This is a genomic window from Methylobacterium radiodurans (genome assembly GCF_003173735.1).
Lineage (GTDB): Bacteria > Pseudomonadota > Alphaproteobacteria > Rhizobiales > Beijerinckiaceae > Methylobacterium > Methylobacterium radiodurans.
On the sequence record NZ_CP029551.1, the window covers coordinates 4,764,799 to 4,779,170 of the forward strand.

The following is a 14,372-nucleotide window of genomic DNA, read 5'->3' on the forward strand; positions in this document are numbered from 1 at the left end:
CCGCCCGCCGGGGATGCAATCTTGGCCGTATCGGCAGGGCTGCAACATGCAGTTCCGGCGGGCTCCGACAGGGTGCAGGCCCGTGCCGCACCGCTGAAATCCGGGCTTGCGGCTGTCCTGGGGACGCGCCCCGCGTGAGCGCGCCGGGTCCGGCATCACGATTTTGCGAGAGGCCTCCGCATCGCCGCGGGGTGCGAAACCGGGCGCGGGGTTGCTATGGCCGCGCCATGCAGACCCCGTCCCCAGCGCCCGCCCCCGACCCGACGCGCGGGCGCCTCGCTGTCATCGATGCCCTGCGCGGCGCCGCGCTCGCCGCGATGGCGGCCTACCACGCGACCTGGGACCTCGGTTACCTCCGGCTCACGCCGGAGAACCTGGCGCTCAGCCCCGCGGGCCGGGTCGCCGCCCACCTCATCGCCGGCAGCTTCCTGCTGCTCGTCGGCGTCGGCATGGTGCTGATGAATGGCGAGCGCTTCCGCCCCCGCCCGACGCTGCTGCGGGTCTCCCGCATCGGGCTCTCGGCGCTGGCGGTCACCCTGGCGACCTGGCTCGCCTTCCCGGACAGCTTCGTGTTCTTCGGCGTCCTGCACTGCATCGCCGTGTCGAGCCTGCTCGGGCTGCCGTTCCTGTTCGTGCCGGTCTGGGTCACCGGGCTCGCGGCCGCGCTGGTCGTCGCGGCGCCGCATCTCGTGCGGGCGGAGTTCCTCGACGCGCCCGCCCTGTTCTTTCTCGGGCTCGGGCAGGGCCTTCCGCGCACGAACGACTACGTGCCGCTCTTCCCCTGGTTCGGGATCGTGCTCGCGGGCATCGCGCTCGGGCGCCTGGGGCTGCCGCGCCTCGCCCGCTCGCCACTGGGCGCTTGGCGCCCGGCCGGGCGGATCGGTCGCGCGGCCGGCTTCGCCGGGCGGCACAGCCTCGCGATCTATCTCGTGCACCAGCCTCTGCTGCTCGGCGCCCTGACGAGTGTGGCGGCGCTCACCGGCCCGCATCCGCGGGCTGGCGAGCGGGCCTTCCGGGCCGATTACGCGGCGCATTGCACCCGGACCGGCGGCGAGGCCCGGGCCTGCCGGATCGCGGCCCGCTGCACCGTGGCCGCGCTCCGGCGCGAGACGCTCTGGCTCGCGCAGGACCGGGCGTTCACGGGCGAGGAGCGCCTGCGGGCGCAGGCGCTGTCGCAGGCCTGCTACGAGGCCGCTGAGGGCACGCGGGGCGCACCCTGAGGTGCCGGCCCTCCCGGGCGGGTGCCGGCCCGGGAAGGTCCGTGGCTCGACTTCAGTCCTTGGCGCGCTCGACGTAGGAGCCGTCGGCGGTCATCACCACCACGCGGGTGCCGGCGGCGATGTGGGGCGGAACGGTGGTGCGGACGCCGTTCGAGAGCGTCGCCGGCTTGTAGGACGAGGAGGCGGTCTGGCCCTTGAGCACCGGCTCGGTCTCGGCGACCTCCAGGATCACGCGCTGGGGCAGCTCGATCGTCAGCGGGGTGCTGTTGTGGATCGAGAGCATCACGGCCATGCCTTCCTGCAGGTAGGGGGCGGCATCGCCCACCACGTCCTCCGGCACCGCGACCTGCTCGTAGTTCTCGGGGTTCATGAAGTGGAACCCCTCGCCGTCCTGGTACAGGAAGGTGTGCTCGCGGTCCTCCACGAAGGCGCGCTCGACCTGCTCGGTGGTGCGGTAGCGCTCCGAGACCTTCACGCCGTCGGTGATGCGGCGCATGTCGAGCTGCGTCACCGGCGTGCCCTTGCCGGGGTGGATGTTCTCGGCGAAGAGGATGACGTAGAGCTTGCCGTCCTTCTCGACGACGTTGCCCTTGCGGAGCGTTGAGGCGATCACCTTCACGGGACTGGTCCTAGATTTGACAAGGCGGGACGCGCGCGCCAAGCGCGGGGCGTTCGCCCGCCGGGGCCACGGCTGGCCCCGGCACTATCCTATCCGCAGCCGGCTTGCCAGCCGCCGCGTCGCCAGCCGCCGGGCCCGAACCGTGCCGACAGCCCTCGAGTCTCCCTGGTGGGCGCCCGCGCGCCACGCCGACCGCCGCCCGGTGCTCCTCACGCGCAACCGGATCACGGCCGCCCTGCGCGCGCACTTCGCCGTGCGCGATTTCGTGGAGGTGGAGACCGCCTGCCTGCAGGTCTCGCCCGGCAACGAGGCGCATCTCTCGGCCTTCGGCACGGAGGCCATCGGCGCGGACGGAGCGCGGGCACCCCTCTACCTGCACACCTCGCCGGAATTCGCCTGCAAGAAGCTGCTGGCGGCGGGCGAGCCGCGCCTGTTCAGCCTCGCCCGGGTCTTCCGCAACCGCGAGCGCGGGCCGCTGCACCATCCCGAATTCACCATGCTGGAATGGTACCGGGCCGGTGAGCCCTACACGGCGCTGATGGACGATTGCGCCGACCTGCTGCGGCTCGCCGCCGAGACGGGCGGCGCGGCCCGGTTCACCTGGCGCGGGCGCGAGGCCGACCCCTTCGCCGAGCCGGAACGGCTGAGCCTCGCTGCGGCCTTCGACCGCCATGCCGGCATCGATCTGCTCGCGACGGTCTCAGCCACCGGCGAGACCGACCGGGACGGCCTCGCGGCCGCGGTGGCCCGCGCCGGCCTGCGGGTCGCGGCGGACGATTCCTGGGCCGATCTGTTCAGCCGGGTCCTCGTGGCGAAGATCGAGCCGGAACTCGGCCTCGGTCGTCCGACGATCCTCTGCGAGTACCCGATCAGCGAGGCCGCGCTCGCCCGCCCGAGCCCGGCCGACCCGCGGGTGACCGAGCGGTTCGAGCTGTATTGCTGCGGCGTCGAGCTGGCGAACGCCTTCGGCGAGCTGACCGACCCGGAGGAGCAGCGCCGCCGCTTCTCGGCCGAGATGGCGGTGAAGCAGGCGGTCTACGGCGAGACCTACCCGATCGACGAGGAGTTTCTGGCAGCGCTCGCCGCCATGCCCGAGGCTTCCGGCAGCGCACTCGGCCTCGACCGGCTGGTGATGCTGGCGGTCGGCGCGCGGCGGATCGAGGACGTGCTCTGGACCCCGGTCGCCGGATGACCCGGCCACTGCGCAGCCTCGACGATCTCGCCGCCGCGGGCCTCGTGGCGGCCGACGACCTGCCCGGCCTCGCCGCGGTGGCCCAGCGCTACGCCGTCTCGCTCACGCCCGACACGGCAGAGCTGATCGACCGCGCCGACCCGGCCGACCCGATCGCCCGACAGTTCGTGCCGCGCGCCGAGGAGGCGGTGACGGCTCCGGAGGAGCGCGCCGACCCGATCGGCGACGGGGCGCACGCCCCCGTTCCCGGGATCGTGCACCGCTACCCCGACCGGGTGCTCCTGAAGCCGCTCCATGTCTGTCCGGTCTACTGCCGCTTCTGCTTCCGCCGCGAGATGGTGGGGCCGGACGGACTGGGCACGCTCAGCGAGGCGGAACTCGATCGCGCGCTCGCCTACATCGCCGCGCATCCGGCGATCTGGGAGGTTGTGCTGACGGGCGGCGACCCCTTCGCGCTCTCGCCGCGCCGCCTCGGCATGATCGCCGGGCGGCTCGGGCGGATCGAGCACGTGCGGGTGATGCGGGTGCACACCCGCGTGCCGGTGGTGAGCCCGGCGACGGTCACGGACGAATTCATCCACGCTCTCAAGACATTCGGCCGGGCGGTGTTCGTGGCGCTCCACGCCAACCACGCCCGCGAGTTCACCGACGCGGCGTGCGCGGCGGTGGCGCGGCTCGTCGATGCCGGAATCCCGATGGTGAGCCAGTCGGTGCTGCTGCGGGGCGTCAACGACGATCCGGCGAGCCTGGAGGCGCTGATGCGCATCTTCGTGGAGAACCGGGTGAAGCCCTACTACCTGCACCACGGCGACCTCGCCCCCGGCACCGGCCACCTGCGCACGGAGATCGCCGAGGGGCAGGCGCTGATGCGGGCGCTGCGCGGCCGCCTCTCGGGCCTCGCCCAGCCGACCTACGTGCTCGACATTCCGGGCGGCCACGGCAAGGTCCCAGTCGGACCGGGCTACCTGCGGGAGGGGCCGCAGGGCACGCGGGTGACGGACCCGCAGGGGCGGGAACATCCCTACCCGCCGGAAGAGTGAGGCGACTGCTGCGGCGCGGTCAGACGTCTCGTGCAGACCCCGCCGCGCTCTCCCTCCCCCCCTCTGCGGGGGAGGGTGGCCCGCAAAGCGGGACGGGAGAGGGGAACCCAGCTTCCGGAAGAGGCGCGGCCTGCATGCAGGGCTGAGCCTCATTCTGCCCCGTTCAGCCCCCTCCCGACTCTCGCTGACGCAACGGCCACCCTCCCCCGCAGAGGGGGAAGGGAGCGCGCGCAGGGTTGTCCGCACGCGTCCCGTGCACGGGAGCGCCCTATCCGGAGGGCGGTGAACTGCCCTACCCCTGCCGCTCCCGGCAGGCCCCGCACTCGCCCTCCACCTCGACGATCCGGCTCGCCGGCTTGAAGCCGGCCCGGTCGAGGGCCCGGTCGAGCCCCGCCTCGATCTCCGGCGCCGTGGTCTCGCCGATGCCGCCGCAGGTGCGGCAGATCAGGAAGACCAGCCCCTCCCCGGCCCCGTGCTCGTGCGCGCAGGAGACGAAGGCGTTGCGGCTGGCGATCCGGTGGACGAGGTTCAGATCCGTCAGGAAGTCGAGCGCGCGGTAGACCGAGACCGCGGCGACCCGCCGGCCCGGCACGCTCAGCCGCTCGGCGATGTCGTAGGCCCCGAGCGGCCCCTGCGCCGCCGCCACCGTCTCCAGCACGTCGCGGCGCAGGCGTGTGAACTGAAGGTCGCGCGCCCGGCAGATCTCCTCGGCGCGCGCGACGACGTCGAAGCCGTGCGCGTGGTGGTGGCCGGCACCGTGCTCGTGCCCGTGCATGGCGATCCCCGGAGAAGACGCGCGGGTGGAACGGGCACCGGAGGGGCCCGCATTGAACGCGCCGCGTGTTACAGTGTATCAGCCGTCCATATAGGCGGCCCCCGATCCTGCGGCAAACCGCGCGCGGTCGCACGCGCCGCCGCGCCCCTGGGCCGGCTTTCCCACACGTGACGGCATCCTTGTCCCCGAATCAGACGCCCCTCCGCCACGCCTCGCTGTTCCGCAGCGGCCTGGGCTTCCGCCTCGCCCTCGCGGCGGGCGTCGTCCTGCCGCTCTGGCTCGCCATCCTGTGGGCGACCGCGTGAGCGCGCCGCTCCGGGCCTCACCGGGCCTTCAAGCCCCGCCGGGCGCGATCCGGCTCGCCGGGCTCACCCTCGGCTACGACCGGCACCCGGCGGTGCACCACCTCGACGGTACGATCCCCGCGGGCGACATGCTGGCGGTGGTGGGCCCCAACGGGGCCGGCAAATCGACCCTCCTGAAGGGCCTCGTCGGCGAGATCCCGTGCCTCGACGGCGCGATCCTGCGCGGCGTGCCCCGCGAGGCCGTCGCCTACCTGCCGCAGGCCGACGAGATCGACCGCAGCTTCCCGCTGAGCGTGCTCGACCTCGCCAGCATGGGGCTGTGGCGGCGGGCCGGCGCGTGGCGCAGCCTCGGCCGGAGCCGCGGCGCGGTGCTCGACGCGCTGGGCGCGGTCGGCCTCTCGGGCTTCGAGGGGCGGGCCATCGGCACGCTGTCGGGTGGGCAGTTCCAGCGCGTGCTCTTCGCCCGGCTGATCCTGCAGGACGCGGCCGTGATCCTCCTGGACGAGCCCTTCACCGGCATCGACGCGCGCACCGTCGACGACCTCGTCGGGCTGATCGGGCGCTGGCACGCGCAGGGACGCACGGTCGTGGCGGCGCTGCACGATTTCGCGCAGGTGCGGGCGCATTTCCCCCGCACCCTGCTCATCGCCCGCGAGCCCGTGGCCTGGGGGCCGACCGAGACGGTGCTGACGCCGCAGAACCTCGCCCGGGCCGCCCGCCTCTCCGAGGCCTGGGACGAGGCCGCCGCCGTGTGCGCGCGGGGCCACGATCACGCCCCGGCGGAGCCCGCGACCGTGCAGGGGACCGTGCAGGAGACCGTGCATGGGCACGATCATGGCCATGATCATGGGCACGCCCACGACCAGGGTCACGCGCACGAGGGCCACGCGCATGCCGGACACCGGCACGGGAGCGCGGCGTGAGCGACCTTCTCGCCCCCTTCATCGAGTTCGGCTTCATGCGCCGGGCCCTGGTCGGCTGCCTCGCGCTCTCGCTCTCGGCGCCGCCGCTGGGCGTCTTCCTGATGCTGCGGCGCATGAGCCTGATGAGCGAGGCGATGAGCCACGCGATCCTGCCCGGGGCGGCAGTCGGCTTCCTCGTGGCCGGCCTGTCGCTGCCCGCGATGACGCTCGGGGGCCTCGTGGCGGGCCTGGCGGTGGCGCTACTCGCCGGGTTCGTCACGCGCTCGACGGTGCTGCGCGAGGACGCGAGTCTGGCAGCCTTCTACCTGATCTCGCTGGCGGCCGGCGTCCTCCTCGTGTCGCTGCGCGGCTCGCAGATCGATCTCCTGCACATCCTGTTCGGCACGGTGCTGGCCCTCGACGATCCCGCCCTGTGGCTTCTCGGCGGGATCAGCACGCTCACGCTCTTCGCGCTCGCCCTGCTCTACCGGCCGCTGGTGATGGAGTGCGTCGATCCGCTCTTCCTGCGGACCGTGAGCCGGGCCGGCGGGCCGGCGCACTACGCCTTCCTGGGGCTCGTGGTGGTCAACCTCGTGGCCGGCTTCCAGGCGCTCGGCACGCTGCTCGCCGTCGGGCTGATGCTGCTGCCGGCCATCGCCGCCCGGTTCTGGGCGCGCGGCCTGAGCGGCCTGATCCCGGTCTCGATGCTGGTAGGCGCCCTGTCGAGCGTGATCGGCCTCGCCCTCTCCTATCGCTTCGACCTGCCGAGCGGCCCGGCCATCGTGCTGGCGGCGGGCGCCCTCTACGCCGTCTCCTTGGTCGCCGGTCCGCAGGGCGGCCTCGCCTGGCGCCTCGTGCGGGCGCGGCACCTGGAGGCCTGATCCCGTCTGCTGCCCCGGTCTTCGTGCCGCGCGCGAACTTTCCGGCCTCTCGGATCATATGATTCCGTCGAGGAGAGCGGGATGGTGCGGTCGAGGCTCTACAAGGTTACCCGGGGCACGCTGCGGCTGCTGTCGCGCCCGGTGCGGCGGGCGCAGGGCCGGGGCGGGATCGTGCTGGAGCCCTATCGCGGCTACGGCTCCTGCGACGAGATCTTCCTGATCGGCCGCGTCTTCCGGCAATCCCGGCCCGCCCCCGACGCCGACCGCGATTCGCTGCGCGACCTCTGGCGCGACGTCGGCCGCCGGATCGCCCGGCGCGCGGTCCGTGGGGCGGCCGTCACCGCCCGGTTCGGAGGCACCGAGCAGCGCGTCGCGACCGACCGGGACGGCTATTTCCGCATCCACCTGAAGCCCCGTGCGATGCCGGATTGCGCGGACCCCTGGCGCGCGGTCGGCCTGACGCTCGACGCCGAGCCCCCGGTCGAGGCGCGGGCGGAGGTCTACGTGCCGCCGGCCCACGCGCGCTTCGCGGTGGTCAGCGACATCGACGACACGGTGATGCACACGGGCGTGGCCAACAAGCTGGTGATGCTCTGGCGCCTGTTCGTGGAGGATGCGGAGAGCCGCACCGCCTTCCCGGGCGTCGCCACGCTCTACCGGGCCCTGCACGACGGCGCGGACGGCGAGCAGAACCCGATGCTCTACGTCTCGCGGGCTCCCTGGGGTCTCTACGACGTGCTGAGCGAGTTCTTCGCCCGCCACGCGATCCCCGCCGGGCCGGTGCTCTTCCTGCGGGAATGGGGCCTGTCCTGGACCCACCCGCTGCCGCGCCGGGCCGAGGACCACAAGCGCATCCTGATCGGCAACATGCTGGCGCTCTACCGCGACCTGCCCTTCGTGCTGATCGGCGACAGCGGCCAGCACGACCCGGAGGTGTACGCCGAGGTGGTGGCCGCGCATCCGGGCCGGGTGCGGGCCGTCTACATCCGCAACGTCTCGGCGGATGCCGCGCGCATCGCCGAGATCGAGCGCATCGCGGCGGGCGTGACGGCGGCCGGAGCGAGCTTCGTGCTGGCGCCCGACAGCGTGGCGATGGCCGAACACGCGGCCGGCCTCGGCCTGATCGCGCACGACGCGGTGGCGACGGTGCGGGCCGAGCGCGAGGCCGCACCGCCCGAGCCCGCGACCGGCCCGCTGCCGGGCGTCCTGCGCCCGACGGAGGTCCCGCCCACGGTGGTGATCGAGCCGGAAGGCGGACGGCGTCTCTGAAGTTCGGCGATTCCGAAGGGCCTCAGGCCCGTCAGTGGGATGTGGGGCGGAGCCCCGCTCGTCAGCTCCAGGCGTGGAAGGGCGGGTTCACGCCGTTCAGCGCGTGGTTGCCGACGATGGCGTATTTCCAGCGCACCGGGTCGTGCAGGGTGTGGGTGCGGGCGTTGCGCCAGTGTCGGTCGAGGTTGTGCTCGGCCAGCGTCGAGCGGGTGCCGGCAAGCTCGAACAGCTTGTTGGAAGCCGCGAGCGCCACCTCGGTGGTGAGCACCTTCGCTTCCGCGGTGGCGAGCTGGGCCGCCGCGACGCTCTCAGCCTCGGGCGTCGCCACCGCCGCGTCGATGGCGCGCCCCGCCCGCTCCAGCAGGGCCTCTGCGGCGTGGAGGCGTATGGTCAGCTCGCCCACCGCCTGGACCGTGTAGGGATCGTCCGAGGCCCGCTCCTGCCCGCTGTCGATCCAGGGCCGTGCCTTCGTCCGCACGAAGTCGATCGTGTCGTCGAGGGCCGCCCGGGCGATGCCCGCATCGACCGCCGCCTGGATGATCTGGAAGATCGCCCCGTCGGCGGTGGGCCGCTCGTAGCCCTTCCAGGCCGGAACCAGATGGGTCTTCGGCACGCGCACGTCCTCGATCAGCACCGTACCGCTCGCGGTTCCGCGCTGCCCGAAGGCCGACCAATCGTCGATGACCGAGAGGCCGGGTGCGTCCCGCTCGGCGATGGCGTACCAGGCGCGGCCCTCCGGGTCGGTCGCGACGATCGGCACGAGATGGGCGAGCAGCGCGCCCGTGCAGTAGAATTTCTGCCCCCGCACCACGACGTGGTCGCCCGCGTCGGTGAAGCGCGTCTCGAAATCGGCGGCCCGCTTGGTGCCGCGCTCCGAGAAGGCGTTGCCGAAGCGGCTGCCGCGCAGAACCTCGCCGAAAAGCAGCGCCTTCTGCTCGGGGTCGGAGACCGTGTCGATCGCTGCCACGATGCCGAGATGGTTCTGGGCGATCTGGCCGATCGACGGGTCGGCCGCCGAGACGATGGCAACCACCCGCGCCAGCGTCGCGTAGGACACGCCCGGCCCGCCATGGGCCCGCGGCACGTTGATCGACCAGAGCCCGCTCTGCGAGAAGGCGTCGAGCTCCTCGGCCGGGCGCGCGCCGGTGCGGTCGCGCTCGGAGGCGCCGGCCCGGAAGGCGTCGGCGAGGTTTTCGGCGACCCGGATCGCCTCCGCGTCGTCGCGGATGACGTGGGCGGGCTCGGCCGGGCGCGGACGGCCCGGCACCGGCCGCGGGGTCTCGGCGAGCGTGCCGGCCAGAGTTCCGGCATTGACGGCGATGTTCATGGGCTGCCTCCGATCCTGTCAGGCCGCCTCGGCGCGCCGCTCGCGGGCGGCCTCGAGCGCCCGCACCCGCGGGATCACGTGCGCGCCGAAATACTGGACGTCTTCCTGGAAGTGCAGGAAGCCGAGCAGGGCGAGATCGACGCCGACATCCTTCAGCGCCACGATGCGCTCGGCGATCTGGTCCGGCGTGCCGATGAGGTTCGTCTTGAAGCCGTCGTTGTACTGGACGAGATCCTCGAAGCTCGATTTCGCCCAGTTGCCCTCGCCCTCGGGGCTCGCCTTGCCGGCATTCTTCACCTCGTGGCCGAAGGCCTTCACCGCCTCCGGGTCGGCGTGGTCGATGATCTCCTGCAGGACGGCGCGGGCCTCCGCTTCCGTGTCGCGCGCGATCACGAAGGCGTTCACGCCGATCCTGACCGCGTGCCCGTTCTCGCGGGCCTTGGCCTGCACGTCCTCCACCTGCGCCCGGATGTTCTCCGGCGTGTTGCCGTTGGTGAAGTACCAGTCCGAGACCCGGGCGGCCATGTCGCGCGCCGCGCGGGACGAGCCGCCCTGGAAGATCTCGGGCAGGCCCGCGCTCGGCTTCGGCTTCAGCGTGTAGTCCGCGTAGCGGTAGAAGTCGCCGCGGAAGCTGAAATTGTCCTGCGTCCAGATCCCCTTCAGGCTCCGGATGAACTCCTCGGAGCGGCGGTAGCGCTCGTCGTGGTCGAGCCAGGGCTCGCCGATCGCCCGGAACTCGCCCGAGAACCAGCCCGACACGATGTTGACGGCGATGCGCCCGCCCGTCAGCTCGGCGATCGTCGCCACCTGCTTGGCGGCCAGCGTCGGGTTCCAGGGGCCGGGCAGCAGCGCGGCGATGACCTTGAGCCGGCTCGTCGCGGCGAGCAGCGCGTGGCTGAAGGCGACCGATTCGTGCTGGTACTCGGCGCCGTAGCCCGCCGTGAAGCGGATCTGCGTCAGCGCGTAGTCGAAGCCCGCCGCCTCGGCGATCTGGGCGAGGCGCCGGTTGTAGTCCGCGTCCCAGCTCGTTCGCTGGGGAATCTTGCTGATCACCAGGCCGCCCGAGACGTTCGGGACCCAGTAGGCGAAACGGATCGGCTCGGACCCGCGCGTGCTGACGGCCATGGCGATTCTCCTCCGGTCGCATCTCCGACGGTCCCCGCCCCTCGCAGGGGCAAGAAGCCGTCATTGCTGTCTCGATTGTGCGAGACGAAGTATTCAGGTCTCGATGCTGCGCGTCAAAGGCAGGTTTGTGCTTTCTTTCAGCCGATCCTAAGACATCGTTCCCCTGTGGCCGGCGCCGAGCGACACGTTCGTCCCCGGTTGCCCGGATCCGGGCCCAGGCGACCCGTGGCGACCAGTATCGTGTGCAACTGTGGCCGGCGCCGCGAGTCGTTCCGTAAATCGAACGCTGCGCATCGTACTGGTTCCGAAAATCGCCGGTAACGCAGTGCAATTTCGGGAAGGAACGGTAATTTTCTCCCCCTGGCGACGGTCGGAACACGATCATCTCTGCTGCCGTGTTCATTTATAAGAACGTTTCATTGACCGAAGACCCTCCGTCCCTCAGCCTTTGAAATATCGGAACAGGGCGGTGCGCCGCCCTCTCGCGGCCAGCCACCGGACGGATAAGACGCATGACACGACCGAGACTCGTCGGCTTCAGCGCCAACCTGCAGCGCCCCTCCAAGACCCGCGTGCTGGTCGAGGCCGTCGCCGAGGAGGCCGCCGCGCGCGTGCCCCTCGACGTGCGCCACTACGATCTGGTCGATGCCGGCACCGGGCTCGGCGCGGCCTGGAGCCGGGACGCCCTGTCGCTGCCCGCCCGCCGGGTGATCGAGGCGATCGAGGAGGCCGACGTCCTCGTGGTCGGCTCGCCCGTCTACAAGGGTAGCTTCACGGGCCTGTTCAAGCACCTGTTCGACCTAATCCCGCCGACCGCGCTCGCCAACAAGCCGGTGGCGCTCGTGGCCACCGGCGGCGGCGCCCGCCACGCCCTGGTGGTCGAGCACGCCTTCCGCCCGCTCTTCGGCTTCTTCAACGCCCTGCAGATCCCGACCACCGTCTACGGCTCGGACCCCGACTTCACCGACTACCAACTCACCGACGAGGCCGTGCGGGCGCGCGCCGCCCAGGCCGGCGCCGAGCTCGCGGCGCTCGCCACCCGCGGCACCCTGCCGGGCGTGCGGATCGAGCCCCAGGCCCGCGTCGCGGCGGTGGCCCGATGATCGCGCGCCGCACGCTCCTCGCGGGTGTGCTGGCCGCCGCGCTCCCGGCCGTCGCCCGCCCCGCCCGGGCGGGCGAGCCCGGCGTCCTGCGCATCGGCTACCAGAAGAACGGCATCCTGGTCATCGCCCGGCAGCAGGGCGTGTTGGAGGAGCGGCTGAAGCCGCTCGGCCACACGGTCAAGTGGGTCGAGTTCTCGTTCGGACCCCCGCTCCTCGAGGCGCTGAGCCTCGACGGGATCGATTTCGGCCAGACGGGCGACGCGCCGCCGATCTTCGCCCAGGCGGCCGGCGGAAACCTCGTCTACGCCGCAGCGCAAGAGGCCGCCGGCTCGGGCGCCGGCATCCTGCTGCCGAAGGGCTCGGCGATCCGGACGCTCGGTGACCTCAAGGGGAAGCGCGTCGCCTTCGCCAAGGCGTCGAGCGCCCACAACTTCACGGTCGCGGCCCTGGAGAAGGCGGGGCTCGCCTACACCGACATCGAGCCGGTGACGCTTGCGCCCGCCGACGCCGCGGCGGCCTTCGCCCGGGGCAGCGTCGATGCCTGGACGATCTGGGACCCCTACTTCGCCATCGCTGAGGCGGGCGACGGGGTGCGGGTGCTGACCTACGCGACCGACGTCGCCCGGCCCAACACCTTCTTCCTGGCCAATCGCGGATTCGCCGAGCGCGCCGGCCCGGTCGTGGCCGAGACGATCGCGGCCCTCGACGGGGTCGCTCGCTGGGCCGAGGCCAATCGTGGCGAGGTGGCGGCGATCCTCTCGAAGGGCACCGGCGTGCCGCTCGCCGCCACCCGCCGCGCCGTCGAACGCGCCGATTACCGCATCGGCCCGATGAACCCCGGCGTGGTCGCCGAGCAGCAGCGCATCGCCGACCGCTTCCACGCGATCCGGCTCATCCCCAAACCCATCCGCGTCGCCGACGCGGTCTGGACGCCTCCGACCCGCAACGGCTGATCCGACCCATCATGACCTCCACCCTTCTGAGCGATCTCGGCCGCCGCGCCGCGCCCTGGCTGCTGCCGGCGCTGGCGCTGACCGGCTGGCAGGCCGCGGTCTCGGCCGGCCTCGTCTCCAACCGCTTCATGCCCGCCCCCCTCGACGTCGCCCGAGCCGGCCTCGCGGCGGCGAGCACCGGCGAGCTCTGGACCAATCTCGGCGTGAGCGCGCTCCGCGCGCTCGCCGGTTTCGCCATCGGCGGTGGCATCGGCTTCGCGCTCGGCCTCGCCAACGGGCTGTCGCGCCTCTCCGAGCGGCTCACCGACACCAGCGTGCAGATGGTGCGCAACGTGCCCCATCTCTCGCTGATCCCGCTGGTGATCCTCTGGTTCGGCATCGGGGAGGAGGCCAAGCTCTTCCTCGTGGCGCTCGGGGTGTTCTTCCCGATCTACGCCAACACGCTCCACGGCATCCGCTCGGTCGATCCCGGCCTCATCGAGATGGGCCGTGTCTACGGCATGTCGCGGGCAGAATTATTCCGGCGCGTCGTGCTGCCCGGTGCCCTGCCGTCGATCTTCGTCGGTCTGCGCTACGGACTCGGCATCATGTGGCTGACGCTGATCGTCGCCGAGACGATCTCCGCCTCCTCCGGCCTCGGCTACATGGCCATGCAGGCGCGCGAGTTCATGCTGGTCGACGTCGTGGTGCTGGCGATCCTGATCTACGCGCTGCTCGGCAAGCTCGCCGACGCCCTGACCCGCCAGCTGGAGCGCGCCACCCTCGCCTGGAACCCCGCCTACAGGACCGCCTGATGCTGCTCGACGTTTCCCGACCCGACGCGTTCGCGTCCCCTCGCCGCGGGTCCACACGCGACGCCGCATCCGCCAGCGAGGCGCCCCGCGTCACGGCGAACCGGCCGGCGCCGTCCGGCCGCGGCATCGCCGTGACGGTGCGCGACCTGCGCAAGGCCTTCGATGGCCACACCGTCATCGAGGATCTCGACCTGCACATTCCCGCCGGCCAGTTCACGGCGGTGGTCGGCCGCTCGGGCTGCGGCAAGAGCACCCTGCTGCGGCTCATCCTGGGGCTGGAGACGCCCAGCGGCGGGCGCATCGATCTGGCGGACCCTGCGGGCGCCACCCGCCGCAACGCGCCCCCGAAGCGCATCATGTTCCAGGATCCGCGCCTGCTGCCCTGGGCGCGCGTCGTCGACAACGTAGCGGTCGGGCTCACCGGGCTCGGCTCGCGCAAGGAGCGGCGGGAGCGGGCGCTCGCCGCCCTCGCCGAGGTCGGGCTCGCCGACAAGGCCGGGCAGTGGCCGGCCACCCTCTCCGGCGGTCAGCGCCAGCGCGTGGCGCTGGCCCGCGCCCTGGTCAGCGGGCCGGGCCTGCTCGCGCTCGACGAGCCGCTGGGTGCGCTCGACGCGCTCACCCGCATCGGCATGCAGGGTCTGATCGAGCGGATCTGGCAGCAGCAGGGCTTCACCGCGCTCCTCGTCACCCACGACGTCGCGGAGGCGGTGGCGCTCGCCGACCGCATCCTCGTGGTCGATGCCGGCCGCGTCGCCCTCGACGTGCGGGTCGACGTGCCCCGGCCGCGGCGCCGCGGCGACCCGGATCTCGCGGCGCTCGAAGGCCGCATCCTCGAACACCTGCTGGGCGAGAGCCCGGCCGCCTGAG

General features: G+C 72.6%; 15 protein-coding genes. 11 read left to right on the forward strand and 4 right to left on the reverse strand.

Annotation, left to right across the window (positions count from 1 at the left end; genetic code table 11):
* Nucleotides 1-227: 227 nt before the first annotated feature.
* Nucleotides 228-1,220 carry an acetyltransferase domain-containing protein gene (locus DK427_RS22375; RefSeq protein ID WP_109953299.1) on the forward strand — a complete coding sequence of 331 codons (993 nt, stop codon included), beginning with the start codon at nt 228-230 and terminating at the stop codon, nt 1,218-1,220.
* A 52-nt stretch (nt 1,221-1,272) separates the two neighbouring features.
* Here the strand turns inward: DK427_RS22375 and efp are convergent, their stop codons facing one another.
* Nucleotides 1,273-1,839 carry an elongation factor P gene (efp, locus tag DK427_RS22380; RefSeq protein WP_109953300.1) on the reverse strand — a complete coding sequence of 189 codons (567 nt, stop codon included), beginning with the start codon at nt 1,837-1,839 and terminating at the stop codon, nt 1,273-1,275.
* Nucleotides 1,840-1,981: 142 nt separating this feature from the next.
* On the opposite strand from efp, the gene epmA reads away from it, so the two are divergent.
* Both epmA and DK427_RS22390 read left to right on the forward strand, forming a co-directional pair.
* Nucleotides 1,982-3,031: an EF-P lysine aminoacylase EpmA gene (gene epmA, locus DK427_RS22385; protein ID WP_109953301.1), complete on the forward strand. Its 1,050-nt coding sequence runs from the start codon at nt 1,982-1,984 to the stop codon at nt 3,029-3,031.
* The gene (locus DK427_RS22390) at nt 3,028-4,071 is read left to right on the forward strand and encodes a lysine-2,3-aminomutase-like protein (protein ID WP_109953302.1); all 1,044 of its coding nucleotides are present in this window, start codon (nt 3,028-3,030) and stop codon (nt 4,069-4,071) included. Before epmA ends, DK427_RS22390 begins: the two co-directional genes overlap by 4 nt.
* Before the next feature lie 292 nt (nt 4,072-4,363).
* On the opposite strand, the gene DK427_RS22395 is transcribed toward DK427_RS22390, so the two are convergent.
* Nucleotides 4,364-4,846, reverse strand: coding sequence for a Fur family transcriptional regulator (locus DK427_RS22395; RefSeq protein WP_109953303.1), 483 nt, complete (start codon nt 4,844-4,846; stop codon nt 4,364-4,366).
* Nucleotides 4,847-5,025: 179 nt separating this feature from the next.
* On the opposite strand from DK427_RS22395, the gene DK427_RS27430 reads away from it, so the two are divergent.
* The 4 genes from DK427_RS27430 (at nt 5,026) to DK427_RS22410 (ending at nt 8,203) form a co-directional block, all read left to right on the forward strand.
* Nucleotides 5,026-5,151, forward strand: a complete 126-nt coding sequence (locus tag DK427_RS27430) for a hypothetical protein (RefSeq protein WP_281276964.1) — start codon at nt 5,026-5,028, stop codon at nt 5,149-5,151.
* Entirely contained in the window at nt 5,148-6,074 is a 927-nt protein-coding gene (locus DK427_RS22400; protein WP_245930675.1) for a metal ABC transporter ATP-binding protein, read from the forward strand. Before DK427_RS27430 ends, DK427_RS22400 begins: the two co-directional genes overlap by 4 nt.
* Nucleotides 6,075-6,109: 35 nt before the next feature.
* Nucleotides 6,110-6,934, forward strand: coding sequence for a metal ABC transporter permease (locus DK427_RS22405; protein ID WP_109954326.1), 825 nt, complete (start codon nt 6,110-6,112; stop codon nt 6,932-6,934).
* Between the two features lie 81 nt (nt 6,935-7,015).
* Complete coding sequence (locus DK427_RS22410) at nt 7,016-8,203, forward strand: App1 family protein phosphatidate phosphatase (protein WP_109953304.1); 1,188 nt, start codon at nt 7,016-7,018, stop codon at nt 8,201-8,203.
* A gap of 61 nt (nt 8,204-8,264) precedes the next feature.
* On the opposite strand, the gene DK427_RS22415 is transcribed toward DK427_RS22410, so the two are convergent.
* Together DK427_RS22415 and sfnG are read right to left on the reverse strand one after the other, a co-directional pair.
* Nucleotides 8,265-9,530 (reverse strand): SfnB family sulfur acquisition oxidoreductase, encoded by a 1,266-nt coding sequence (locus DK427_RS22415; RefSeq protein ID WP_109953305.1) that lies wholly within the window; start codon nt 9,528-9,530, stop codon nt 8,265-8,267.
* An 18-nt stretch (nt 9,531-9,548) separates the two neighbouring features.
* Nucleotides 9,549-10,655, reverse strand: a complete 1,107-nt coding sequence (gene sfnG / locus DK427_RS22420) for a dimethylsulfone monooxygenase SfnG (protein WP_204165214.1) — start codon at nt 10,653-10,655, stop codon at nt 9,549-9,551.
* 512 nt (nt 10,656-11,167) lie between these two features.
* Between sfnG and msuE the strand changes: the two genes are divergently transcribed.
* From msuE to DK427_RS22440, 4 genes are read left to right on the forward strand one after another with little or no spacing between them, the layout of a single operon-like run.
* Entirely contained in the window at nt 11,168-11,758 is a 591-nt protein-coding gene (msuE, locus tag DK427_RS22425; protein ID WP_109953307.1) for an FMN reductase, read from the forward strand.
* Complete coding sequence (locus tag DK427_RS22430; RefSeq protein ID WP_109953308.1) at nt 11,755-12,711, forward strand: aliphatic sulfonate ABC transporter substrate-binding protein; 957 nt, start codon at nt 11,755-11,757, stop codon at nt 12,709-12,711. The genes msuE and DK427_RS22430 overlap by 4 nt, the downstream gene beginning before the upstream one ends.
* Before the next feature lie 11 nt (nt 12,712-12,722).
* On the forward strand, nt 12,723-13,505 hold the full coding sequence (gene ssuC / locus DK427_RS22435; RefSeq protein ID WP_109953309.1) for an aliphatic sulfonate ABC transporter permease SsuC: 783 nt from the start codon (nt 12,723-12,725) through the stop codon (nt 13,503-13,505).
* Nucleotides 13,505-14,371: an ATP-binding cassette domain-containing protein gene (locus DK427_RS22440; RefSeq protein ID WP_109953310.1), complete on the forward strand. Its 867-nt coding sequence runs from the start codon at nt 13,505-13,507 to the stop codon at nt 14,369-14,371. Before ssuC ends, DK427_RS22440 begins: the two co-directional genes overlap by 1 nt.
* Nucleotide 14,372 lies beyond the last annotated feature (1 nt).